Annotated in this window: 25 protein-coding genes; all 25 read left to right on the forward strand. The window is 40.8% G+C overall.

Annotated elements, in window-relative coordinates; genetic code table 11:
• The first annotated feature begins 107 nt into the window (after positions 1–107).
• Positions 108–671 carry an HD domain-containing protein gene (locus G592_RS0107735; protein ID WP_028247322.1) on the forward strand — a complete coding sequence of 188 codons (564 nt, stop codon included), beginning with the start codon at positions 108–110 and terminating at the stop codon, positions 669–671.
• A gap of 29 nt (positions 672–700) precedes the next feature.
• The gene (locus G592_RS0107740; protein WP_028247323.1) at positions 701–1,351 is read left to right on the forward strand and encodes a CatA-like O-acetyltransferase, family 3; all 651 of its coding nucleotides are present in this window, start codon (positions 701–703) and stop codon (positions 1,349–1,351) included.
• A 329-nt stretch (positions 1,352–1,680) separates the two neighbouring features.
• Positions 1,681–1,890 (forward strand): hypothetical protein, encoded by a 210-nt coding sequence (locus G592_RS0107745; protein WP_028247324.1) that lies wholly within the window; start codon positions 1,681–1,683, stop codon positions 1,888–1,890.
• A 264-nt stretch (positions 1,891–2,154) separates the two neighbouring features.
• Positions 2,155–2,781 carry a hypothetical protein gene (locus G592_RS0107750; RefSeq protein ID WP_028247325.1) on the forward strand — a complete coding sequence of 209 codons (627 nt, stop codon included), beginning with the start codon at positions 2,155–2,157 and terminating at the stop codon, positions 2,779–2,781.
• An 11-nt stretch (positions 2,782–2,792) separates the two neighbouring features.
• Positions 2,793–3,350: a hypothetical protein gene (locus tag G592_RS0107755; RefSeq protein WP_028247326.1), complete on the forward strand. Its 558-nt coding sequence runs from the start codon at positions 2,793–2,795 to the stop codon at positions 3,348–3,350.
• Complete coding sequence (locus tag G592_RS0107760) at positions 3,334–4,584, forward strand: ATPase, T2SS/T4P/T4SS family (protein ID WP_028247327.1); 1,251 nt, start codon at positions 3,334–3,336, stop codon at positions 4,582–4,584. The genes G592_RS0107755 and G592_RS0107760 overlap by 17 nt, the downstream gene beginning before the upstream one ends.
• Positions 4,581–5,699 carry a hypothetical protein gene (locus tag G592_RS0107765; RefSeq protein WP_028247328.1) on the forward strand — a complete coding sequence of 373 codons (1,119 nt, stop codon included), beginning with the start codon at positions 4,581–4,583 and terminating at the stop codon, positions 5,697–5,699. The genes G592_RS0107760 and G592_RS0107765 overlap by 4 nt, the downstream gene beginning before the upstream one ends.
• A complete protein-coding gene (locus G592_RS0107770) occupies positions 5,656–6,603 on the forward strand; it encodes a hypothetical protein (RefSeq protein ID WP_028247329.1) in 948 nt (315 codons plus the stop codon). Before G592_RS0107765 ends, G592_RS0107770 begins: the two co-directional genes overlap by 44 nt.
• A gap of 10 nt (positions 6,604–6,613) precedes the next feature.
• The gene (locus G592_RS0107775; RefSeq protein ID WP_028247330.1) at positions 6,614–7,465 is read left to right on the forward strand and encodes a type II secretion system F family protein; all 852 of its coding nucleotides are present in this window, start codon (positions 6,614–6,616) and stop codon (positions 7,463–7,465) included.
• A 13-nt stretch (positions 7,466–7,478) separates the two neighbouring features.
• Positions 7,479–7,898, forward strand: a complete 420-nt coding sequence (locus G592_RS0107780; protein ID WP_028247331.1) for a DUF4320 family protein — start codon at positions 7,479–7,481, stop codon at positions 7,896–7,898.
• A 9-nt stretch (positions 7,899–7,907) separates the two neighbouring features.
• Positions 7,908–8,483 (forward strand): hypothetical protein, encoded by a 576-nt coding sequence (locus G592_RS0107785; protein ID WP_028247332.1) that lies wholly within the window; start codon positions 7,908–7,910, stop codon positions 8,481–8,483.
• Positions 8,483–9,193 carry an SAF domain-containing protein gene (locus G592_RS0107790; RefSeq protein WP_028247333.1) on the forward strand — a complete coding sequence of 237 codons (711 nt, stop codon included), beginning with the start codon at positions 8,483–8,485 and terminating at the stop codon, positions 9,191–9,193. Before G592_RS0107785 ends, G592_RS0107790 begins: the two co-directional genes overlap by 1 nt.
• 198 nt (positions 9,194–9,391) lie before the next feature.
• Entirely contained in the window at positions 9,392–9,682 is a 291-nt protein-coding gene (locus G592_RS0107795) for a hypothetical protein (RefSeq protein WP_028247334.1), read from the forward strand.
• Entirely contained in the window at positions 9,660–10,370 is a 711-nt protein-coding gene (locus G592_RS0107800; RefSeq protein ID WP_028247335.1) for a hypothetical protein, read from the forward strand. Before G592_RS0107795 ends, G592_RS0107800 begins: the two co-directional genes overlap by 23 nt.
• Before the next feature lie 5 nt (positions 10,371–10,375).
• Positions 10,376–10,591, forward strand: coding sequence for a hypothetical protein (locus G592_RS0107805; RefSeq protein WP_143001139.1), 216 nt, complete (start codon positions 10,376–10,378; stop codon positions 10,589–10,591).
• 11 nt (positions 10,592–10,602) lie between these two features.
• A complete protein-coding gene (locus G592_RS0107810; protein ID WP_028247337.1) occupies positions 10,603–10,833 on the forward strand; it encodes a hypothetical protein in 231 nt (76 codons plus the stop codon).
• 42 nt (positions 10,834–10,875) lie between these two features.
• The gene (locus G592_RS15935) at positions 10,876–12,840 is read left to right on the forward strand and encodes a helix-turn-helix domain-containing protein (RefSeq protein ID WP_155942174.1); all 1,965 of its coding nucleotides are present in this window, start codon (positions 10,876–10,878) and stop codon (positions 12,838–12,840) included.
• A 458-nt stretch (positions 12,841–13,298) separates the two neighbouring features.
• Complete coding sequence (locus G592_RS0107820) at positions 13,299–14,327, forward strand: hypothetical protein (RefSeq protein WP_028247338.1); 1,029 nt, start codon at positions 13,299–13,301, stop codon at positions 14,325–14,327.
• Positions 14,328–14,501: 174 nt separating this feature from the next.
• A complete protein-coding gene (locus tag G592_RS18075) occupies positions 14,502–14,606 on the forward strand; it encodes a Flp1 family type IVb pilin (protein ID WP_081660343.1) in 105 nt (34 codons plus the stop codon).
• Positions 14,606–16,105, forward strand: coding sequence for a DUF5702 domain-containing protein (locus G592_RS0107825; protein WP_028247339.1), 1,500 nt, complete (start codon positions 14,606–14,608; stop codon positions 16,103–16,105). Before G592_RS18075 ends, G592_RS0107825 begins: the two co-directional genes overlap by 1 nt.
• A 24-nt stretch (positions 16,106–16,129) precedes the next feature.
• Complete coding sequence (locus G592_RS0107830) at positions 16,130–17,068, forward strand: TadE/TadG family type IV pilus assembly protein (RefSeq protein ID WP_028247340.1); 939 nt, start codon at positions 16,130–16,132, stop codon at positions 17,066–17,068.
• A 9-nt stretch (positions 17,069–17,077) separates the two neighbouring features.
• The gene (locus G592_RS0107835; protein WP_028247341.1) at positions 17,078–17,521 is read left to right on the forward strand and encodes a prepilin peptidase; all 444 of its coding nucleotides are present in this window, start codon (positions 17,078–17,080) and stop codon (positions 17,519–17,521) included.
• Positions 17,512–17,718, forward strand: coding sequence for a hypothetical protein (locus tag G592_RS0107840; RefSeq protein ID WP_028247342.1), 207 nt, complete (start codon positions 17,512–17,514; stop codon positions 17,716–17,718). Before G592_RS0107835 ends, G592_RS0107840 begins: the two co-directional genes overlap by 10 nt.
• Positions 17,719–17,725: 7 nt before the next feature.
• Positions 17,726–18,847: a DUF6382 domain-containing protein gene (locus G592_RS0107845; protein WP_028247343.1), complete on the forward strand. Its 1,122-nt coding sequence runs from the start codon at positions 17,726–17,728 to the stop codon at positions 18,845–18,847.
• 108 nt (positions 18,848–18,955) lie between these two features.
• Positions 18,956–21,526 carry a preprotein translocase subunit SecA gene (gene secA / locus G592_RS0107850; protein ID WP_028247344.1) on the forward strand — a complete coding sequence of 857 codons (2,571 nt, stop codon included), beginning with the start codon at positions 18,956–18,958 and terminating at the stop codon, positions 21,524–21,526.
• Positions 21,527–21,589 lie beyond the last annotated feature (63 nt).

Here is a 21,589-nt window from a genome sequence, read left to right on the forward strand (position 1 = left end):
AATGCTCACAGCAATGTGGGCTTTATTTTTGCAGAGGGAACAATTAGAATTGTTTTATTAAACAAATCGACGTTTGTAGGACAGGCACAACGAATGGGAGGATAACTATGGATGCTAGAGAGTATTTGGAAATATTGCATGTTGCGGAAAGGCTAAAAGATACCCCAAGACATTGCACAACAACAAAACGCAGGACAGAAAGCGTAGCTGAACATAGTTGGCGTATTTCGCTTATGGCTTTTTTGTTAAGACACGAATTTAAAGATATAGATATAGATAAGGTAGTTGATATGTGCCTTATACATGATCTTGGCGAGTGCTTTACAGGCGATATTCCAACTTTTGTAAAGACTGACTCTGATAGAGAAGTTGAAGATTCATTATTAAATCAGTGGGTAAAAACGCTTCCTGCAGAATTATCTGAAGACATAGCGGCACTTTATAAAGAAATGGATGCACAAGAAACTAAGGAAGCTAAGCTTTATAAATCACTAGATAAACTAGAAGCCTTGATTCAGCATAATGAATCGCCACTTGATACTTGGTCTGAAAATGAGTTTGAACTCAACAAGACCTACGCATTTGATACAGTAGCGTTTTCCTCTTGGCTTACAGAATTGCGAGAGGTAATTTTAGAAGACACTATGAAAAAGATAGAATCGGGGAGTTAAACAACTTCAAGTTTGTAGGGGTAATAAAAATGAACTATAAGATAATTGATAAAGAAAAATACTATAGAAAAGGAGTGTTTCGCCACTTCTCGGAAGACTGTAAATGTTCGACTTCAATGACTGCAAGAATTGACGTTACGTATCTCGTTGAGTATTCCAAAAGAAATGGGACAAAGTTTTATATAAATTTCCTTTATATTCTATCAAAAGTTTTGAACTCACGTGAAGATTACAGAATGGGGTATCTTTGGCAGACAGATGAGCTGATTTGCTATGACGTAATAAATCCTACGCAGTATGTTTTTCATGAAGATACGGAAACCTGTACGCCGGTATATACAGAGTATTTTGAGGAATATAAAAAGTTTTACACTGGTGCTTTAAATGATGTTGAGGAAGCGAAGAAGACTCGTGAATATGGTTTAGACATGGCAAATCATCCAAACTGGTTTGATGCATCTTATATATCATGGCTTTCATATGACTCGCTTAATATTGAATTGCCTGATGGACATTTATTCTTTGCTCCTATTATCAATTGGGGGAAATACAGAGAGGAAAACGGTAGACTTGTTATGCCTGTAACTGTTCGACTTAATCACGCAATTGCAGATGGATATTTGGTTGCTAATGTATTTCGTCTTTTGGAGAAGGAAATCAATTCTTTTGTTGAGTCATAATCGCATAAATTCATGATATCCTGATGAAGAAAAACAGTAGGATAAGACCATTCGCGTAGGCTTAAGTTCAAAGATTCCAGTATAAATCTATCCATCCCCGGGAGTCGGGCAGGGGCTGGGGTCGGAATGGTACCATAATAAAAAACTTAAAAAATCCGCTATCAAAAGGCTTCATACAAAAACTTATAAACCTCGAATCGTGAAAAATCACGGTTCGGGGTATTTTTTTGCAAATTTTTAAAATCCTGTTTCGGATTAGCAAGGCTCATGTCCCACATAACTTACGAAGGGCGAAGGATGTCCTACCAAAACGAAAGGAGAAAACGGATATGGGCTATACACATGCAATCGACTCACTTAAAGGAGTCCTCATCACACTGGGTACCTCGATCGGCGCAGTTATGCTGGTTTACGGCGGCATCAAGTTTGCAATGGCTTTTCGTCAGATGGATCAGCAGGGCGAGCACCAGGCAGTTTACTCGGTGGTAGCAGGCGGCGTGCTTCTTGGGCTTGGAGCACTCGTGGCAGTTTTAACTTAAAAAGGGAGGTTTGTGATGGAAACAGTTGTAAAAGCACTCTATAACGCTTCCTTCACTATCTGGAACACCCTGATGGGTCTTGCCATGACGCTATTTTCCACAAGTCCGACGAGTGCGGCAGGTGGCTCACCTTACGGAACGGTGCATTCGCTTTATAACAGCATCTCAGCAGCTACCATTCCCATAGCCACCTGCTTTTTCGTTATAGCGATTTATAAATCGGTGGTAACTTCTCCGCCGGAACAGCAGGCGCAGCGGTTTTTAATGGATGCGGTCAGATACTGCATCATCTTGTTTGTTGCAGCGCATCTGTGGGAAATCCTTGGCTACATCATAGAGTTTTCAGATGGAATTACATCAAGTCTTGGAACGGCAAGCGGCTACACCCTTTCGATGGGAGGAGATTTGGAGAGGATAATACATGACTCATTAGAGCTTCCGGAGTTTGAACTGTCGGGAGAGTGGATAGGAAAACTCTTTGAAGCGCTTGGCTGCGCAGCACTTCTACTTATCGGCGGAGTAGTCCTTGTACTTGTGATGGTTGCCAGTTGCCTTTCCATTATCAGTTCTGCATTTCAGAGAATCTTAAAGCCACTTATCATCATGCCTTTTGCAGGGATAGCGGTAGCAATGGGAGCAGGTGGTCATGAGATTGGAAGAAGCATGCTTCAGTTTTTAAAGACCTTCTTTGGCTTTTGCATCTCTGGAGCAATGATGGTTGTCATCATAAAGACAGGCTGCACCTTATGTACAGACCTTGTAAGTGCAGGGCTTTCCGGTGGAAGTGATATTGAAAACTGCATCATGATGACAGTTCAGGCATCGATTACACCGATTGTGATCGCAGGCCTTGTAAGAGGAACAGATTCGATCATAGCAAGGATGCTGTAGGAGGTTTAGTTATGGCACAGATGGAAAGAAACGTAAATTTAGAGGAAATAGACTCAGATGCGCTCTTTGGGATTGATGCATTAAAAGGTCAAAGCATCTTGCAGAAGATCATCTTCTTTACCTGCCTTGGAGCGGGGATTGTAGCAAATGTATGTATGCCGATGTTTCTTGGAACGCCAAGAGCGGTATGTATTTTCATATTTCTTGGGCTTATCCTTATCGGCATTGCTTTTGGATGTAATTACACTCAGGACATGACATACGGAAAGTACATGTACTGCTACTTTTTTAAGCCGGTAAAGACCCTGCGGTATGAATCCACAGAAGATATCGGGCGCATCAAGAAAAAGGCAGAAGAGCTAAAAAAGGAAGAGGAGCTGCTTCTTAGGAAGGAAAGGGAGGCAGATCCGAAAGCACAAAGAAAGCTCCTTGTTAAGCTCCTTGCATTTGTTCTTGTCTTGGTAATAGCAGTCGTATCAGCACTTATCTATGTAAAAGCTGTGCGTCCTGTAAGTTATCACCATGAAGTAATAGAGGAAACGGAGGTAGAAAGTGAACAGGGAAACTGAACTTAGAACCCTTGCCCTAACCCTTGTAGAAGAGTTCTACGAGAACCAGGGGCAGGGAGTCTTAAATAACTTAAACAAAAGAACATACGGAAACCTTTCATCCGATAAGGATAAGGTTTTACAAAGCATCAGGGAGAGCCTTTCTGATTTTCAGGATGAAAACGGAAATGAGATGACAGAGGAAGATAAAGATCTGGTACTTTCCTTTGTAAATAAGGAGATCTGGGGATACGGGCTTATTGATGAGCTTATCCATGATAAGACTATCTCAGATATTAAGATCCATGATGCGAACCATATCAGAATCAAGCGTGAAGGAAAAAGGGAGAGTAGCGCCATTACTTTTCCGTCAGAGGAAAGCTATGAGAGGTTTGTAACAAGACTTTTAGAGAGAAACAAGGTAAATCTTGGTACGGCTAATGCTATCCAGACCTTTACCGATGCAGATCAGGATGATTTTATCCTGCGTCTTGCAGTCATAAGCGGTCTTTTGATCGTAGGCGGAAGTCCATGTGTGGTCATAAGAAAGATTCCGAAGGATAAGTATTCTCTTAAAGAACTTGATGAGATGGGAATGTTTTCAGACCAGGTGGCAAAGAGCATGTCGGAGGAAGAAATCACGGACTTTTATATCTCAGAGGATAAGTCAGAGTTTGATATCCTCTTACACCGCATGATCAGGGGCAGAGGCATCCTTTTTACAGGGAAGGGTGCATCAGGTAAGACAACTCTTATGAATGCCTGTCTTGAAAAGATCCCTGAAACAGATTCTGTCATGATCTGTCAGGAGAATGCAGAGCTTTTTGACCTTAATCACCCAGACCTTATCGCTGCACATGTCATGGTAAATGGCGGAGATAGTAAGGTTAGCTATAACCTTGGAGACCTTACAAGAGTAGCACTTCTTGTAGACCTTGACAGGGTAATCGTTGGAGAGGTTAAGGAAGGATCGGAAGCTGCCGGACTTTCCAAAGCTTCTATGACAGGGCATAAGTGCTGGACATCTGTACACGGCGAAAGCTGTGAGATGGCAGTAGAGAAGATGGCAGATTATATCTCTCAGGCAACAGGCTATGGAAACAGGGAAGCATTAAAGCAGCTTCTTGGTTTTGAGTATGTGGTACATCTAAGAAATTTCCGTGTGGATGAGATCGTAAGGATCATGGACTTTGACCATGAAAAAGGAAAGCTCGTACTTGAAAAGGTTTATCCCTTTACGAAGGAGGCAGTATGAAAAACATAGTAGCGGCAGTACTTGCAAGCGTGTTCTCTCTTTCCTTAACGGGCTGCAGCGTGTTTCAGACTTTAGAGGGACAGACTGAGGATAAGCCAAATGAGTACTCAAATGTCTATGAGCTAAGTAGCGGCAAAGCTTATGTCTGGGAGCATGAGGGAGAAACAGATATCAGAAATGATTTATCTCAGGACAGGGTAGGAGATCCGGTATTCTTTGCTTGCCCCTTAGGTGATATCAACTTTAAGGGAGATGAACTGTCAGATATCGACCAGTATCCAAGAAGTATCTGGATCCCGTCAGATATAGATGATCAGATCCCAACTGTAACCAGTAAGAATGCTCTTATCTATATTTCAGATACTACAGTTCCGGAGGAGATCATCTTTGAAAGGTTTGCTGATTACGGGTATTCCATCGGAGTATCAAACATGGAAGCTGACGGAGGCGGACACTATTTCATAACTTATGCAGAGACCGATGAGGATGATTACAAATACTACGTGGATATGAAATCAGAAGCAGCTCAGGTAACAGAGTTTGATACTATAGCAAGACTTTACCTTGATAAGGTGGGCGGCATGGAAGTAAATGAGGAAACCGTATCAGATGGCGGAACCGTAATGAATCTTGAAAAAGATAAATCTTATATCTGCGAGTTTTACACAGGCACCTTTTATCAGGACTTTAAGTTAAAAGCCAACATCCATAGCTTTGGAAAGCTTGAGCGGTTTGTCTGTCATGATTATGAGTTCTTACATGCCAACTGTATAAAGATTGAGATTCCGGAGTGGTTTAAGTCAGGGTACTACTTCGTGCAGGGCGTAGGACTCTTTCGATATGTAGCGGATGAAGACCTTTTAGCTTATAACGGGAAGGCGTATGATCCGGGCATTAACTGGAATGATCCTATAAAGCAGTATGACGAGTACGGAGTCTGTATCTTTGATCCAAGCCTTGACATTGATTATGAAGATATAGAAGAAAATTCCGATCCGGGGCTTGATGAGTCAGAGATTGTGATAGGGGCAAGTCCTGAAGAAGAGGAAGAAACAGAAGGGAGTGAGATAGATGAATCCAGTGAGGGTAGCACTTTGGATAGTGATAGCAATTAGCATATTTATCGTAAGCCTCATTATCCATAAGGAGTTTTTAAAGCGCAGCATCTTTCAGGAAATCTACGGAAAGTATAAAGGAAACCTTGAAAAGAAGGTAAAGGAAGAGAACTGGTTTGTATCAAAGTATGGAGTGATCGAAAACAGGAGCTTTCTTTATAAAATCGACAGGCTGATTACCATGAGCGGACTAAAAAAGACATTTCCGCACCTGTCAGGTGAAGTCTTTATAGGGATACTGTTCATAAGCCTTATTACTACAGCGATTTTGGTATCTAACCTTGCAGGTAACGTGTTCCTTGGACTTTTTGTTGCTCTTGCAGTGGTTACGGCAGAGTTTTTGGTGGTGATCTTTTTATCGGGAAGAACCTACAACCAGATCGAAGAGGATACGAGCCTTTTTATTTCAATCCTAAGTAACCATGCAAAGGGTAGCTCAGATATCGTAACCATTATGACAAGAACCCTGCCAAGTATGGACGGTCCCATAAGAGAGCTTATAAAAAAGTTCCTTCTTGATGCAGAAAAGACCGGGGATATCGACATTGCCTTTGATGTAATGAAGGAATCTGTGGATAACAGGACATTTCAGACCATCATTGTAAACCTAAAGAACTGTATGCACTACCAGGCAAATTATGAAGAGGTATTGCAGCAGATGATGAATCAGGTAGCGGAAGCCATGAGCGCAAGGGAAGAGAGGAAGAACATCCTCTTTTCCATGAAGATCACTCTTGTGTCTATATCCATCATGAGCGTCATAATTGTTGCTCTTATCGGAAAGGGTATCGGAGTAGATGTAAAAGCGATACTTACAGGAAACATGGCAGGCCAGTTCATTTTGTTTATCACAGGTCTTTTGTATCTGTTTGTAACCACAAAGCTCTTCGGAGTGGATAAGTAAGGAGGAGAAGATGATAGTAGGACTTTTATTATTTTTGATCTTTGCACTTGTCTTTACTACGATACAGACCCTTCTTCTTAGAAAAGAGGGAAAAGAGGGATCAGATAGTAAGACCTATGCAAAAGAGCAGCTTGAAAATCTAAAAGAAAGGCGGACGCTTAAGGAATTTGTCCTCAGAAAACAGATAAAGCTTAAAAAGTACGGGGCAGATATTTTTGTAAGAGATGGAATCCTGGTATCCCAGTGGTATCTGTATAAAGCGCTTTTTGCTTCTGTAGCGGGAGTGATCACTTTTGTACTATCTGTAAAGGTTTTTCATGCGGACGCAGGGTACATTATTACAGCAGCAGTTACGGCATTTGCCTGGTTTTTCCTTGATCTGTATCTGTCTATGGAAAATAAGCAGAGTAATGAAGCCATGATGCCGGATATCTGCGAGATGAGTAGGTCGGTCCTTTACGGAAAGCGTGGTGGTCAGTACATCATTGATGCCATAAAGGATGCCTGCATAGTTGTTGAGAACAAGCGCCTTAAGATGGGAATGATAAAGCTAAGAAGTAATCTCGATGCAGGACGCAGTCTTGAGGAATCCTTAAACGAGTTTGAGATGAGCTTTACAACACCTGAGATTGCAAGCTTTTGTACAGTTATTAAGTCTCTGCAGACAACAGGACATGTGGAGGAAGCTCTTAAGACTCTGGAAAATAACATCGAGCGTGGTCAGGCTGGTGTAAATAAACGAAAGTGCATCGTCCTTGAAAATAAAACGATGGTGTATGTGTTACTTATAGCGTTTGATCTTCTGATCATGATTTTATACTGCATCATCATGAAGCTACTTGATATGCAGATCGCATTTTAGGAAGGGAGGCCCTATGAGAAATCTTTTATTAAAGAAGAAAAAGGCATCAGTTATTGAAAACGTGCTTGTAAGTCTTATCAGTATCGTTATGGTCTGTGCCTTTCTTGTGATCGTTTTTGGAGCCTTTTCTTCTATTAATGATAAGTGGTCTATGAGGCAGGCAGCAAGAGAGACGCTTCTTATCATGGAAACGGAAGGGTATCTAAAGCCGGAGGATGAACAGGCACTCATACATGAGCTTGAAGGTTATGGGTTATACAATATTAGTCTTTCCGGCACCACAACCAGAGAAGTTGACTATGGAGAGAGGATATATCTTAAGATCACGGGAACCTATGATGACAATATTCTCGCTTTTGCTGGAGGTATCTCAAAGGTAGCCCACCACCCGACAACCATAACCATCCATAGGCAGACCACGGCAAAGCAGTAAGGAGGGCGTATGAAAAAGAAGAAAGCAACCGGGGCAATCGGATATGTGATGCTCTTTACAATGGCTATCATTATGGTAATCATTACGCTCTTTATGCTTGCAAGCAGCAAATTACAGACCATTCAGCACGATGTGGATGATGCTTTGGCAGATAGTGTCCTTGCAGCTCTTGTTGCAGATGATATCTATTACTTTGAGACCTGGGAAGGGACAGGAACGGCGGTAGTAAGATTCAGGGATCTTGATGAAAGCTATAGGCTTTACAGGGACTGCATGAAGGATGCCATTGAATCAAAGAACGACTTTTACGGAAATATCCGCTATCCCACATTTATCTGTTATGAAGTGGAAGACGGGGAAGTTACCATCACAACCTTTAATGAGTCAGGCGGAAGGAGTGAGAGTCATGGGGCACTTGGAGATGTAAAAACCCCGACAGGCGAAACAGTAAAAGAAACAAGCGCCTATGGGAAGGTCACATTTGACTTACAGAGCCTTATCGGAGGCGAGCCCATAGGAAAGAGCAGAGATTTGTATTGTACTTTGGAAATAAACAGTGAAGAAAGTTACGAGGAGGCAAAATAATGTTTGAGAAAAAGGTTAATGTAAAGGAAACCCCTAAGCAGGGGAAAAAGGAAAAGAAAGAAAAAAAGCAGGTAAAGGCACCGGGAGTTGTAAAGATAGTACTTGTGCCGCTTCTTATTACGGCGATCTTAGTTGCAGCCATCTATCTTGTGATGGATAAGATGACAGAGCGTGAGACCCTTCTTAAGAATGTGGTTGTAGCCAGCCAGGATATCAGGGTAAACGCCTATATCACACCGGATGAAGTTGATCAGTATTTTGATGTGATCCAGGTAGACGGGAATGCAGTAGCAGAGAATGCCTATACGTCTCTTAAGGATTTAAAAGAAAAAGGATTTTATACCAATATCCCGATCGGAAGCGGTCAGATCCTTTACTCCGGTAATATCAAGCCCACAGATGCAAGGCTTGATAAATATAAGTCCGGATATGAGATTACCAGTATCGCAGTATCGAACTTCGATAAGGGCGTAAACGGAAAGCTAAGAGAGGGAGCAATCATTGATGTATATGCAGTTGACCCTGCAACAGATGAACTCACTCTATATGTGGAAGATGTATACGTGGCAGGAGCATTTGATTCCTCCGGCAATGAGCTTACCACAGAGGAAGGTGTAGCCCAGAGCTTTACAGTCTATGTAAAGGCAGCCGAGATTGAGAACATGAACCGTGCAATCAACTATGGCGAAATCCACATTTATCAGAAATAACCTATGCGAAAGGGCTCCGGAAACGGGGCTCTTTTAATGTTAAATAGGGTAACGTTTGTTATAATAAAGGGTAGAAATAATGTCGATATATAATTATTAGGATTTATGCAGTTGAATTGAGTTTTTTGGACAAAAATGTGTTTGAGTCCGTTTTATAGTACAGGAAATATGGCATATTGAATATGGGAGGTTGTATCTATGGAAATCTTTCATATGGATAATGATAATACACACTTGTTTTTTCGCTTTGGATACAAGGTTTCACCTGAGGATGAATTCTCTCAGATAAGGGAGTTCCTTATAGGGAGAGGCGTTGAAATAGGTAAGGCCGAAATGATGCCTTATTGCGATGTATATAAGTGCAAAGTGAATGAGTTGGAATTTAATCTAATCACGGATTTGAATTATGGGTGCTCTATTTGTGCGGATGAAGGCTGCATAAAAGATCTGGAGGAGATGTTACAAGATGGAGATAGCTACAAGCAATGATTACATCACTTTTGATGAATTTATAAGCAGATTATTTGAACTTAGAGCAGAGTGTAATCATGAACATTACTTATGTGAAATATTTATTCCATTTTTAAAGTCTTGCAGCATAGATGGAGTAAAGATAGTCCCAGTTTTTGATGACCGAGCAACAGGACCCAAGACAGAGGCTACGACACCAACAAAAGAGCGTATGGCAACGATATGCGCAAAGAAGGATGATGGGAACTATGTTGTTCCGGACTATATTTATGTTCCATTGGAATATAGTTTTAATAATCCTATGAATCCTTATCTTATGGTAGAAACGAAGAAGCCGGCTATCTTAGATGATGGAATCCATTATCGGGATCTAAGTGACTATATTAGTGAAAATGAGAGCGAGATTCGAGCTGAGATAAACGCATTTGACAGAGGATATGTTTTATTTACAGATGGGCTGACCTGGATGTTTTTGACAATAGTTGATGATCAGATTGTAGAAAGCCCAAAGTATGAGACAATTCGACTGATAGATAAATATGAAAAATACCATAAGACAAACAGAGTAAAAGCGAAGCACCAAGATAAACATGTTGATCTCAGTTATATAGGACTTGGTAGATTTGACGTAGAAATAGAGCCGAAGGAATGGGATAGGTTGAAGGAACAAATTAGAAAAATGCTTACAGAGCTTAAGGGAGAATGATGAATATGTCTATAGATAAGTTTTGGATAGCATATGAATATGACCGCGAGAAAATGACTGCAGAGCGTGTTTATAGGTATGATCATGGGCTTATGGAGCGAAAGAAAATTGATGGAACATGGTTTGAAGAAAGGGAAGCACTCTGTATCTTTTGTGGTGAAGATTGGGATTACGAGGATATTACTGAAGAAGAGGCAAATAAGATAACCGTCAAGTTTTAAAGGTATTTGTTATGGCAAAAATGAAAGCAGGGGATACAGCCTTTATTGTGGAATCGAATAGAATTGTACGAGAGGTAGAGATAAAAAGCTTTGCCGGTGGTATGTATCTCATAAAGTTTAAGGATTCCGGAGGCGGAATAAAAGTTAAGGAACATCGCTTGTTTGCAACAAGGGAGGATGCAGAGTCATCTATACAAACAAAGCAAAAAGGAAGGACAAAATCACCATATGATTATATGTAGATAAAACAAAAAAGAGAGGGTATTTTCAAATTGGGTAAGGTTATGAAGAAGTACACAAATTTCAAGGATTTCATGTACGACAATTACTATAATGAAATCTGGGCAGCTCTTAATCCGCATATTATTCGGCAAAAGAGCAGTTTTGAGAGTGATCAGATTTACGATATCAATTATGCTGAGTTATCAGATTTTAAGGTATCCGGGGTTACATTTAAGGATCTGGGAGAAGACAAGCTTGAAATCCGCACATCTATAGATGCGGTTGTTGAGGTTCGTGGAAGGACCCGTTACGGTTACGAGACGGATTCTGCCAATCGAACTTATAATGTGTTTTTTGAAGCACTGCTACGGAACGGCCTTCATGATGTATCAATCACAAAGGTAGATGATTATGAAGAAAACAGGTTTGATAAGAATAGAAGCTTAAGTCAGAGCCTCGTACCATATATGTATGAAGAGGATGTTGATAAGCACGCCGAGGACTTCCTTCGGAGAAATTATGGGAAAGCATTGCTCCAACCTATGAGGATAGACCCCTTCGAGGTTGTTGAAGCGATGGGTATGAAAATGTATTATGCGCCTCTTGGAGATAAGGTTTTTGGTAAGACTTACTTCGGAGAGGAAACGGTCACAGTTTACGATGATCTGGTAAATAAGAACGAGCTTCAAATAGTTGCTACTCCCGGAACCATGCTCATAAATCCCGATGTTTTCTTTATGAGAAACATAGGAACCGCATTTAACACTATCATTCATGAGTGCGTTCACTGGGACAGGCATAGAAGAGCATTTGAACTGCAAAGTGTTCTTGAAGGTGGAGCTAATCACATTTCTTGTGAAATGGTTGAGGGTGATTATAACGGAATTGGACCCGAAGAATCAGCCCTAAAATGGATGGAATGGCAGGCTAATCAGCTAGCACCAAGAATACTTATGCCGGAAAAGACTACAAGGTGGATATTTAATAAGTATTTGCAGGATATTCACACGACACATCCCAACTGGCGTTATGCTGAGGTTTTGCAGAACACTGTTGGAAGTGTTGCGAATTATTTTTCGGTATCATTACTTTCTGCAAAATTACGTCTTTTTGAACTTGGATTTGAAGAGGTTGAAGGTACTTTTGTATATTGTGATGGAATGATGTTACCGCCCTATGCGTTCAGAAAAGGGACATTGGATAAACAACATAGCTTTGTGGTTGATGAACAGAACCTGTTAATGAGCATCGCTACTAATGCTAAATTATTGGAGTTATATCTTCATGGAGTTGTTGTATATGCAAATTGTACACTTGCATGGAATGATCCTAAATATGTTGAATTAAACGAAAACGGGAAGTACATTTTGACGGAGTATGGTCTTGAGCATGTTGATGAGTGCTGCTTCCTGTTTAGACGAGACTATAATGCAAGTGACCAGTATAAAGACACATTCTACCGCAGATGCTTCCTTTGCAGGGAAGTGGATGCCGATGAATATGTACCTGTAAAATATGATCCAGACCATAAGATAAATCAGTCCAAGGAGCAGATGCAGAACGAGATTGATAAGATTATGGCTCAGATAAATGATGAAATGCAGGATGTCCGTAGTGGAATGAAAGCAGGGTTCGCTGGCGCACTGGATTTCTATATGACCGACAATAACATTACGGCAGAAGAATTGTCGGGAAGATGCGGAGTAAGTACAGTAAGCATAAGCAATTATCGAAACGGTATTGATCCCAGTATCGAAAAAGGTACAGCATTAGCTTTATGTAAGGGACTTTACCTTCAGGAGCATCAGGCAATCTATTTCCTAAATGCAGCAGGTTACAATATTGAAGCGTTAGCTGTATCAAATGTGTTTATCAGAATCCTTATTACAGATCACATGGATGATACGTGGGAACAGTGGGTTGAAAAGCTGATAATGGCAAAGGTTACTAATGATTGGATTCCAAATAAGAATCCGGTTGTGAAGATGGTAAAGGAGAGAATGGAAAAAAACAAAAAAATTTCATGAAAATCATTAAGTGGGACTTAATGGATAGAATAGGCAATTAGCGAGCCTTCACAGTTTTCTGTTTTAGAAGAGAGCTGGGAAGGCTCTTTTTTTGTGCGTCAAACATTAAATACCACTTAATGTTAATGCGTTTTTATAGCGCTTATACTGAGCGTAGCTCAGCAAGAACAAGGCTGAGAAATACCATTTCATAGTGACGTCACGAAAGGGTATGGACATAAATCTCAAAAGGTCAGAATGAAGAATTTTGACTGAAAGAGATGGTTCATAACCATAGATTCGTGCGTCGCTTTTTTTTGCAAGTCTCGGGAACCACATGTCCATATCCTTTCGGACACATCGAAAGGAGCAGAACATGAACAGAAAAAAACAAAGTTCCCAATTTACCTCAGAAAAGTTTTTCCGGAGTTCCGGATTAGGGCAAATCGTGCCCCACGACCAAGTAGGAGGTAAATAATATGAGAAAACAGTTTATTTTCGATCCACAGAAGGAGACTGCCACAGCATATCTTACAAGGATGTCTCCAATCTTAGGCGCTTTAAGAAATGACGGCGCTTCCGTTGCAAATCAGCAACTGGTATCTTCCATTGGCTCAGAGGAGCAGAAAGAAATCGAAAACGAAATGTGCAAAGCATTTGAAAAGACTATTTGCACTGAAACAAGACGTGTTATCAAAATGACACCCGGTAAACTGGATGATTATGAGGATGATTATAAGAATGAGCTCAGAATAGATATCCTCAAAGAAATCCACAAGTTCAATAATCCTGCATACTTAGAGGGCACTCAGACATATTCTATTGACGCTTTTGTCAGGGCAAGAACCCGCGGCGTGACCAAAAAGATTATTGGAATGAAGCGTGAACGTAAGGAATATCAGATGAAGAGGGAAAGTCATGTGAAAAAGATTATGGCAGCTCTTCATATGGAAAATGGAAGTACTGTATTCAAGGTGGAAGACATTTTCAAGAACCAGCACTTGGCGAATGATTCTATGGAGCTTTCTATGGATCAGATTTGGGATGTAATGGCTGCTATGGAAGATGCTTCATACCTTGAAGACTTAACGGATTATGAAGCAAATTATAAAGAGAAGAAGTTCGACTCGGTTGAGCAACAGGAGATTATTAAGGAATTTATGAAAGACATGTCAGCTTACCCTGAGTATGAGATGTATATTTACCGCCAGTCACTTCGCCTTAGGCTGGATGAAACCACAAACAAAGAGATTGCCTGCGATAGGAGATTGATCGATATGTGCAAGGCGGCACCTGAGGCTTGTGACAAAGTTATCTACGAGAGAATTGTCATTGAAAGGCCTAAGAGCGGGATTGCTCCTAATTCTGAGTTTGAAGAATATGTTTCTACAAAATATATAGAAACCACCTACAGGAGAATAGACAGGAATATCAGAAGTGCTTTTGTAAAAAAGAGCCTTGATGAAACAGATATGCTGGCAATTCTTAATCATTTAATCAATATGTAATGGTACAGGAAGCCTCGACTTAAACGGTCGGGGCTTTTTGACGCCAAAACGACGTCACAATGATAAGAAACCTGACGTCAGATTGACGCTTTGGCCCTATTTTAAGGACTGTAAACACACTGTGGATGTCGTCAAAGGCATTGATATTACTGGCTTTAAGTCCCCTCGCCACAAATGTTCGTTGTTTTAATCGGAATAGTCCTTATCTTCAAGGACAATCTTAATGATTTGGTAGAGAGCCTGTTCAAGACAATCAATTCTCAGGCTAAGAGAATTTAATGGCTAAAGGGTCCGTGTCTGTATTTTTCACTTTTATTCTGGTTTCTGTTATGTGTCTGGTATTTACAATGAGTGAATGTATCAGGCTATACGAAATGCAGAGTTTTGCGCAGGAATATACAGATATGGCGGCGGAAAGTTCATTTTCAGAATACAATCCATATCTTTGGGCAAATTATAAAATGCTGGCTGTAGATATGGGTTATGGCGAGAATCTGGCAGGCCCCGGAATGATGGAGCAGAGAACATTGGATTTTTGTAAATGTAATTCTGATGTGGAAAGTGGATTTAGTTTTGCCAGAATGGCGGCAGAAAACTGTTCAGTGAAAAAATACGCTGTACTCACTGATAAGGATGGCGCAGGTGTTGTTGGCCTTGGCGTCAGTGCAGCTGAGTATGGCATGACAAGTCAGATTATCGATGGAATACAGGACCATATAGACAGTGTTAATGGTATCGAAAAAATCCCTGTGGAAATAAAAATAGAAAGCGGGAAAAAATCTCTTAATAACGCCCAAGCTGAACTGGCTGAAAAAAGAAGAGCCGCAGCCGAAGATGATAATCCCGATACCAATCCTGATGATTATCAGGAACCTGCAAAGATGGAAGATGACCCATTAGATGCCTTTGATGTTTTGAAGGAATCATTTTCTAAAGGTGTGCTTGCCACAGTGACAAATGCAGAGACACTCTCAGATAAAAGCACACAGTTAGAGAATTTACCTTCTCATCGTCAGTTGTCGAAGGGAAACATGGATGTTGAAGAAGGCGAAGGCATAATAGATAAGGCGTTGTTTATAGATTATCTGATGACCAATTATAGCTATTTTGGAAATGACCTAAAGCATGATGGCTTGAAATATGAGGTGGAATATCTTCTTTCAGGAAAGGAGACAGATCCTCAGTGTCTGGCATCGGTTGTGGAGCAAATTCTTCTTGTGAGAGAAGCTGCTAATTACGCCACAATTATGCAAACACCAGCATTGAAGACTCAGGCAACAGCAGCGGCTGAAGCAATGGCAGGATTTACCATGAATCCGGCAATTATTGAAGCAGTCAAATATGCGGTGATTGGCGCATGGGCGTATGCCGAAGCAACCCTGGATGTTCGTTTGTTACTGGCTGGTGGAAAGATTGCCCCAATTAAAAATCTGGATCAGTGGACTTCAGATGTCTGGCATTTATCCAATGTGGGTAATGTAAATTTCAAGGCCATGGACTGCGGAAGCGGAACGGGCTATAAGGAATATCTTATTGGATTTCTAGCCCTTAGAAGTAATGAAAAACTGGCAATGAGAGCTTTGGATGTTATGGAGAATGCTCTTAATTCCACTGATGATTACAAGAATGTAAAGGTGGACAACATGGTTTGGGCTGCAGATATTGAGCTTACATATTCTGCAGAGGAAATGTTTTTATCTCTTTTTGCAGGAGGCAATGTGAAAAGAGGAGACGTGGGACACTACTATTTTGTTAGAAATAAAATTATGTCTTACTAACTTTTTGAAAGGAGGTGTAAATAGGTGTCTCTAAGTAACTATAAATCTTTCTTGAATATTAAACCCAGTATTCAAGGTCAACCTTTTTCCCATGATACTAAAAGCGCTATGCACCAGCGCAACAATAAAGAGATGCCTTTTTATGCCTCCTTTAAAAAGGCCAGTTACACCATAGAGGCGGCGGTGGTTTTGCCATTGTTCATCACCCTTATGGTTTTTGGAATGTTTATTTTCAGAATGCTACAGGTTCAGTCAGGGGTGCAGCAGTCCCTGGATACAGCAAGCAGAAGAATGGCAGTCACTCTGGGAAATATGGCAAACGAAGGTGAGTCTGATAATGATATAGACCCAGCTACTCAGGAGCCAACATTAACGGGAGAACTGTCGGAAGCAGGCCTTTTGATTGCCACCATTACAATGGCTGGTTATGAGGTAGTAGAACATAAGGTGCCCATAGAATATATAGATGGAGGGGCGGCTGGATTTGATTTCAGTGATTCCTCTGTCGAGGGCAACTACATAGATTTGAAGGTGAGCTATGATCTCACGTTCCCAATAGGATTGCTTGGAAATTACACATATGAGATTACCCAAAGGTCCCGATGCAGGAAATGGGTAGGTTATGACAAGGCCGAGTTTTCACTTGATGCAAGGTATGTGTATATAACCGACAAGGGAGAGGCCTATCACAGAAACTATATGTGCACATATTTAAATCCTTCAGTACATAAATTATCTGCTGAAGATATAAAAACAGCACGAAATAAAAGTGGCGGAATATATTATCAATGCCACAAATGTAAAGATACCAAGCCTGGAGGTTTTTTGTATGTGACTGACTATGGAGCCGCCTGGCATAGCGATATAAATTGCAAAGAAATAAAACATAACATTCGAAAAGTTTTATATGAGGAAGTAAAAAATAGCATGAGACCCTGCAGTAAATGCACGGGAGAAAAGTAGAGGAAAGATATGGAAGTATTTGGATTGGTTTGTATGTATTGTATGACAGCCTTTGATGACTTGAAGGACAGACAGATAAAGGTAAGAGATATTCTGATATTTGGCATAGTTGGAATAATTATCAATCTTGTATATAGGCCCCACGATTTAATTAGTGTTGTTGGCGGTGTGATAGTTGGATTGCTGGTTTACCTGTTTAGTTTTTTATCAAAAGAGCAAATCGGCAAGGGCGACGCACTTTTGATTATCGTCACAGGATTATATCTGGGATTCACAGATACATTGGTGGTCTTATGGGTAAGCACTGTTTTGGCTGCCATTGTCGGCACCATTCACGTAAAAAGACATCGTGTTGAGATTGATTCGGAATTGCCCTTTGTACCTTTTTTGCTAGTTGGATATTTACTACTTTTTACAGCTACTAATGTGGGAGGAATCGTGGCATGCGTTTAAAGGGAAGTTACACAGTGGAAGCTGCCTACGTATTCAGTTTTTGTATTTTGATTGTAGGCATGGCAATCTGCATAGCATTTGATTTGTTTTATGAAGCCCTGGATTATGTGAGCTACCAGCCGGATGCATTTGATGCAGTTGGTCTCTTTAGAAAAAAGGAAGGAGTTGTTGGCGTGATACATGCCATATTTAATTAGGTAGATTATGGAAATTAATTATAAACGACAGCATAACGACAGCTTTATGGTTCTGGAAGTTGCAGAAGCTTCTTCCGGATATGAAGAGCGAATGATAGAAGAAAATGATATATCAGCTTTGCTTAAGTATACAAAGGTAAAGATGAATGGAGTGCAGCAGTACAACTACAACATAAGCAGGAAAGAAAATCTGGAGGATTTTATTGAGGCTAGAGATTTGACTCTGGATGTATTCAGAAGATTGATTTTAAATATTCAACTTGCCTATGAAGAGATAGCAAGATATTTAATTGATGAAAATCATATTTTTCTTAGTAAGGAGACGGTTTTTCTTGAGAAATCAAACGATAGTTTCAAGGTGAGTCTCTGCTACTATCCTGAGGATATGGGCGGTGTACAGCAGCAGTTCAGGCAGCTGATGGAATATTTTTTAAAGCTGGTTCCCAAGGACAATCGAAAGTTGGCAGAGCAGATATATAATGCCTATGATTTATGCCTAAAGGAAGATTTTACCTTCCAGGAAATACTGGATAGTCTTCAGGAGGAACCAGAGCAGGAAACATATGTGGAAAAGGTGGATCCTTACGCCATGGAATCTACTGAGGAAATGGAGTTCTATCAGGATGAATATATCCCACAGGCAGATAGTATTGCAGAAATGTATGATGTGCATGAGCCGGTGAATTCAGGCAGATTTAGCAACTTGTTTGATTCAGTAAAATCATTTTTAAATATGCGAATTCAGTTTAAGGATGAGGAAGAATCTTCATTTGAGGATTTCATAGTGGACCCTGATTACGAGTTTGAGGAAAAGACTGTATTACTGACAGATGTAAAGCCCACAGGCAAGCTTGTTTATGATGGTCAGAAGCAGGAGGATGATTTTCTTGTAAACAAAGATGTTTTCAGAATTGGCACAGGAAGAAATAATGATGCAGTTTTAAAAGAACGAACTGTTAGCAGCAGTCACGCGAAGATTACCAGACAAGGTGATGACTATTATATTTCCGACTTGAATTCCACAAATCAGACATACCTGAATAATGAGCCATTAGTGTACAAAATCCCTAGAAAACTGAAGATAATGGACAAAATTTCCTTTGCCAACGTAAATTATATTTTTCAATAAAGCGAAGTTCATCAAAACATTGAGAAACTAGCCTTTTTCTGTTAAAATAGATGCAGTTTGTGGGATTTTGTAACTGTTAAAATCCCTTAGGTTAGGAGATTAGATGTAATGAATATTATTGACAAGGTATTTGGAACACATTCGGAGCGAGAGCTTAAGAGAATTAAGCCTATCGTTGATAAGATAGAATCGTATAAGGATGCTATGGGGGCTCTTACAGATGAGGAGCTTCGTGGAAAGACAGCTGAGTTTAAAGAGAGACTTGCAAATGGAGAGACATTAGACGACCTTCTTCCAGAAGCATATGCTACTGTTCGTGAGGCAGGTAAGCGTGCCCTTGGCATGGAGCACTTTAGAGTTCAGCTTATTGGTGGTATTATCCTCCATCAGGGTCGTATCGCAGAGATGCGTACTGGTGAAGGTAAGACTCTTGTATCTACACTTCCAGCATATTTGAATGCTTTGGAGGGCAAGGGCGTACACATCGTTACTGTAAATGATTACTTAGCAAAGCGTGACGCTGAGTGGATGGGTGAGGTTCACCGTTTCCTTGGTCTTACAGTAGGTGTGGTTTTAAATGACATGACAAAGGAGGAGCGTCAGGAAGCTTACAATTGTGATATCACATACATCACAAACAACGAGCTTGGTTTTGATTACCTCCGTGACAATATGTGTGTATATGAGAAGGATCTTGTTCAGAGAGGCCTTCACTACTGTATCATCGATGAGGTTGACTCAGTTCTTATCGATGAGGCACGTACACCACTTATTATTTCTGGTCAGTCAGGAAAGTCTACAAAGCTTTATGAGCTTTGTGATGTTCTCGCTCGTCAGCTTAAGCGTGGTGAGGATCTTCCAGAATTCTCTAAGATGGACGCTATCATGGGCGTTGAGAGAAATGAGACTGGTGATTTCATCGTAGACGAGAAGGACAAGGTTGTTAACCTTACTGCACAGGGTGTCGAGAAGGTTGAGCAGTTCTTCCATATCGAGAACCTTGCAGATCCAGAGAATCTTGAAATCCAGCACAACATCATCCTTGCACTTCGTGCACACAACCTTATGTTTAAGGATCAGGATTATGTAGTTGCAGACAATCAGGTTATGATTGTTGATTCATTTACAGGACGTATCATGCCAGGTCGTCGTTACTCAGATGGTTTACATCAGGCTATCGAGGCTAAGGAGCATGTTGAAGTTAAGCGTGAGTCTATGACTCTTGCAAGCATCACATTCCAGAACTTCTTCAATAAGTATGATAAGAAGGCTGGTATGACTGGTACAGCTCTTACAGAGGAGCAGGAGTTCCGTGATATTTACGGAATGGACGTTGTAGAGGTTCCTACAAACCGTCCTATCCAGCGTATCGATCACGATGATGCTGTATATAAGACAAAGAAAGAAAAGTATAAGGCCGTTGTAGAAGAGGTTAAGAAGGCTCATGAAAAGGGTCAGCCTGTTCTTGTAGGTACTATTGATATTGATATTTCAGAGCTCGTTTCAAAGATGCTTCGCAGAGAAGGCATCGAGCACAACGTACTTAACGCTAAGTTTCATGAGAAGGAAGCTGAAATCGTAGCTGAGGCAGGAAAGCATGGCGCAGTTACAATCGCTACTAACATGGCAGGTCGTGGTACTGATATTAAGCTTGACGAGGATGCACGTGCAGCAGGTGGTCTTAAGATCATCGGTACAGAGCGTCACGAGTCACGTCGTATAGATAACCAGCTCCGTGGACGTTCAGGTCGTCAGGGAGACGTGGGTGAGTCACAGTTCTTCATCTCACTTGAGGATGATCTTATGAGACTCTTCGGTTCAGAGAGACTTATCAACATGTTCAACGCTCTTGGAGTTCCAGAGGGTGAACAGATTAAGCACAAGATGCTTTCTGATGCAATCGAAAAGGCTCAGAAGAAGATTGAGGAAAACAACTTCTCAGCTCGTAAGAACCTTCTTGATTACGATCAGGTTATGAATGAGCAGAGAGAGCTTATTTACGCACAGCGTCACAGAGTACTTATGGGTGAAGATATGCACGACCAGATTCTCGGCATGATTCGCGATAAGGTTGACGAGTGTATTGAAAAGACTATTCCAGATGATGTTGAGAAGGAACTATGGGAGCTTCAGGAGCTTAATCATCTCCTTTGCCCAGTAATTCCAGTTCCTGTTATGACACAGCTTTCTATCGGAAATATCAAGAGCAAGAAGGAGCTTAAAGAAAAGCTTACTGACATCGCTCTTAAGATGTACGATGCTAAGGAAAGAGAGTTCGAGCAGCCTGAGCAGTTTAGAGAGGTTGAGCGAGTTATCCTCCTTAGAGTTATCGATCGTAAGTGGATGGAAGAGATTGATGATATGGAGCAGCTCCGTCAGGGTATCCGTCTTCAGGCTTATGGTAACCGTAACCCAGTTGATGAGTACAAGGCACAGAGTTACGATATGCTCGATGCAATGAACGCAGCTATCATCAACGACACACTTACAATGCTTTACAGAATCCGCATCGAGAAGAAGGTAGAGCGTGAGGAAGTAGCAAAGGTTACTGGAACAAATAAGGACGACACAGCAACACGTGCTCCAAAGAAGCGCGAAGTAAAGAAGGTCTTCCCTAACGATCCATGTCCTTGCGGAAGTGGTTTGAAGTATAAACAATGCTGTGGTAGGGCTAAATAATAAAAATAGTATAAACAGTGTAGGACCTCATACAACGTATGAGGTCCTTTTTAAAGGAGATAT

The organism is Pseudobutyrivibrio ruminis CF1b (genome assembly GCF_000424005.1).
In the GTDB taxonomy this organism is placed as follows: Bacteria; Bacillota; Clostridia; order Lachnospirales; family Lachnospiraceae; genus Pseudobutyrivibrio; species Pseudobutyrivibrio ruminis_C.

What these genes read in the sequence shown, in the direction of transcription:
- G592_RS0107735 (WP_028247322.1), top strand. Translation starts at nt 108, where the DNA reads ATGGATGCTAGAGAGTATTTGGAAATATTGCATGTTGCGGAAAGGCTA.
- G592_RS0107740 (WP_028247323.1), top strand. Translation starts at nt 701, where the DNA reads ATGAACTATAAGATAATTGATAAAGAAAAATACTATAGAAAAGGAGTG.
- G592_RS0107745 (WP_028247324.1), top strand. Translation starts at nt 1,681, where the DNA reads ATGGGCTATACACATGCAATCGACTCACTTAAAGGAGTCCTCATCACA.
- G592_RS0107750 (WP_028247325.1), top strand. Translation starts at nt 2,155, where the DNA reads ATGGATGCGGTCAGATACTGCATCATCTTGTTTGTTGCAGCGCATCTG.
- G592_RS0107755 (WP_028247326.1), top strand. Translation starts at nt 2,793, where the DNA reads ATGGCACAGATGGAAAGAAACGTAAATTTAGAGGAAATAGACTCAGAT.
- G592_RS0107765 (WP_028247328.1), top strand. Translation starts at nt 4,581, where the DNA reads ATGAAAAACATAGTAGCGGCAGTACTTGCAAGCGTGTTCTCTCTTTCC.
- G592_RS0107770 (WP_028247329.1), top strand. Translation starts at nt 5,656, where the DNA reads ATGAATCCAGTGAGGGTAGCACTTTGGATAGTGATAGCAATTAGCATA.
- G592_RS0107775 (WP_028247330.1), top strand. Translation starts at nt 6,614, where the DNA reads ATGATAGTAGGACTTTTATTATTTTTGATCTTTGCACTTGTCTTTACT.
- G592_RS0107780 (WP_028247331.1), top strand. Translation starts at nt 7,479, where the DNA reads ATGAGAAATCTTTTATTAAAGAAGAAAAAGGCATCAGTTATTGAAAAC.
- G592_RS0107785 (WP_028247332.1), top strand. Translation starts at nt 7,908, where the DNA reads ATGAAAAAGAAGAAAGCAACCGGGGCAATCGGATATGTGATGCTCTTT.
- G592_RS0107790 (WP_028247333.1), top strand. Translation starts at nt 8,483, where the DNA reads ATGTTTGAGAAAAAGGTTAATGTAAAGGAAACCCCTAAGCAGGGGAAA.
- G592_RS0107795 (WP_028247334.1), top strand. Translation starts at nt 9,392, where the DNA reads ATGGAAATCTTTCATATGGATAATGATAATACACACTTGTTTTTTCGC.
- G592_RS0107800 (WP_028247335.1), top strand. Translation starts at nt 9,660, where the DNA reads ATGGAGATAGCTACAAGCAATGATTACATCACTTTTGATGAATTTATA.
- G592_RS0107805 (WP_143001139.1), top strand. Translation starts at nt 10,376, where the DNA reads ATGTCTATAGATAAGTTTTGGATAGCATATGAATATGACCGCGAGAAA.
- G592_RS0107810 (WP_028247337.1), top strand. Translation starts at nt 10,603, where the DNA reads ATGGCAAAAATGAAAGCAGGGGATACAGCCTTTATTGTGGAATCGAAT.
- G592_RS15935 (WP_155942174.1), top strand. Translation starts at nt 10,876, where the DNA reads ATGAAGAAGTACACAAATTTCAAGGATTTCATGTACGACAATTACTAT.
- G592_RS0107820 (WP_028247338.1), top strand. Translation starts at nt 13,299, where the DNA reads ATGAGAAAACAGTTTATTTTCGATCCACAGAAGGAGACTGCCACAGCA.
- G592_RS18075 (WP_081660343.1), top strand. Translation starts at nt 14,502, where the DNA reads ATGTTCGTTGTTTTAATCGGAATAGTCCTTATCTTCAAGGACAATCTT.
- G592_RS0107825 (WP_028247339.1), top strand. Translation starts at nt 14,606, where the DNA reads ATGGCTAAAGGGTCCGTGTCTGTATTTTTCACTTTTATTCTGGTTTCT.
- G592_RS0107835 (WP_028247341.1), top strand. Translation starts at nt 17,078, where the DNA reads ATGGAAGTATTTGGATTGGTTTGTATGTATTGTATGACAGCCTTTGAT.
- G592_RS0107840 (WP_028247342.1), top strand. Translation starts at nt 17,512, where the DNA reads ATGCGTTTAAAGGGAAGTTACACAGTGGAAGCTGCCTACGTATTCAGT.
- G592_RS0107845 (WP_028247343.1), top strand. Translation starts at nt 17,726, where the DNA reads ATGGAAATTAATTATAAACGACAGCATAACGACAGCTTTATGGTTCTG.
- secA (WP_028247344.1), top strand. Translation starts at nt 18,956, where the DNA reads ATGAATATTATTGACAAGGTATTTGGAACACATTCGGAGCGAGAGCTT.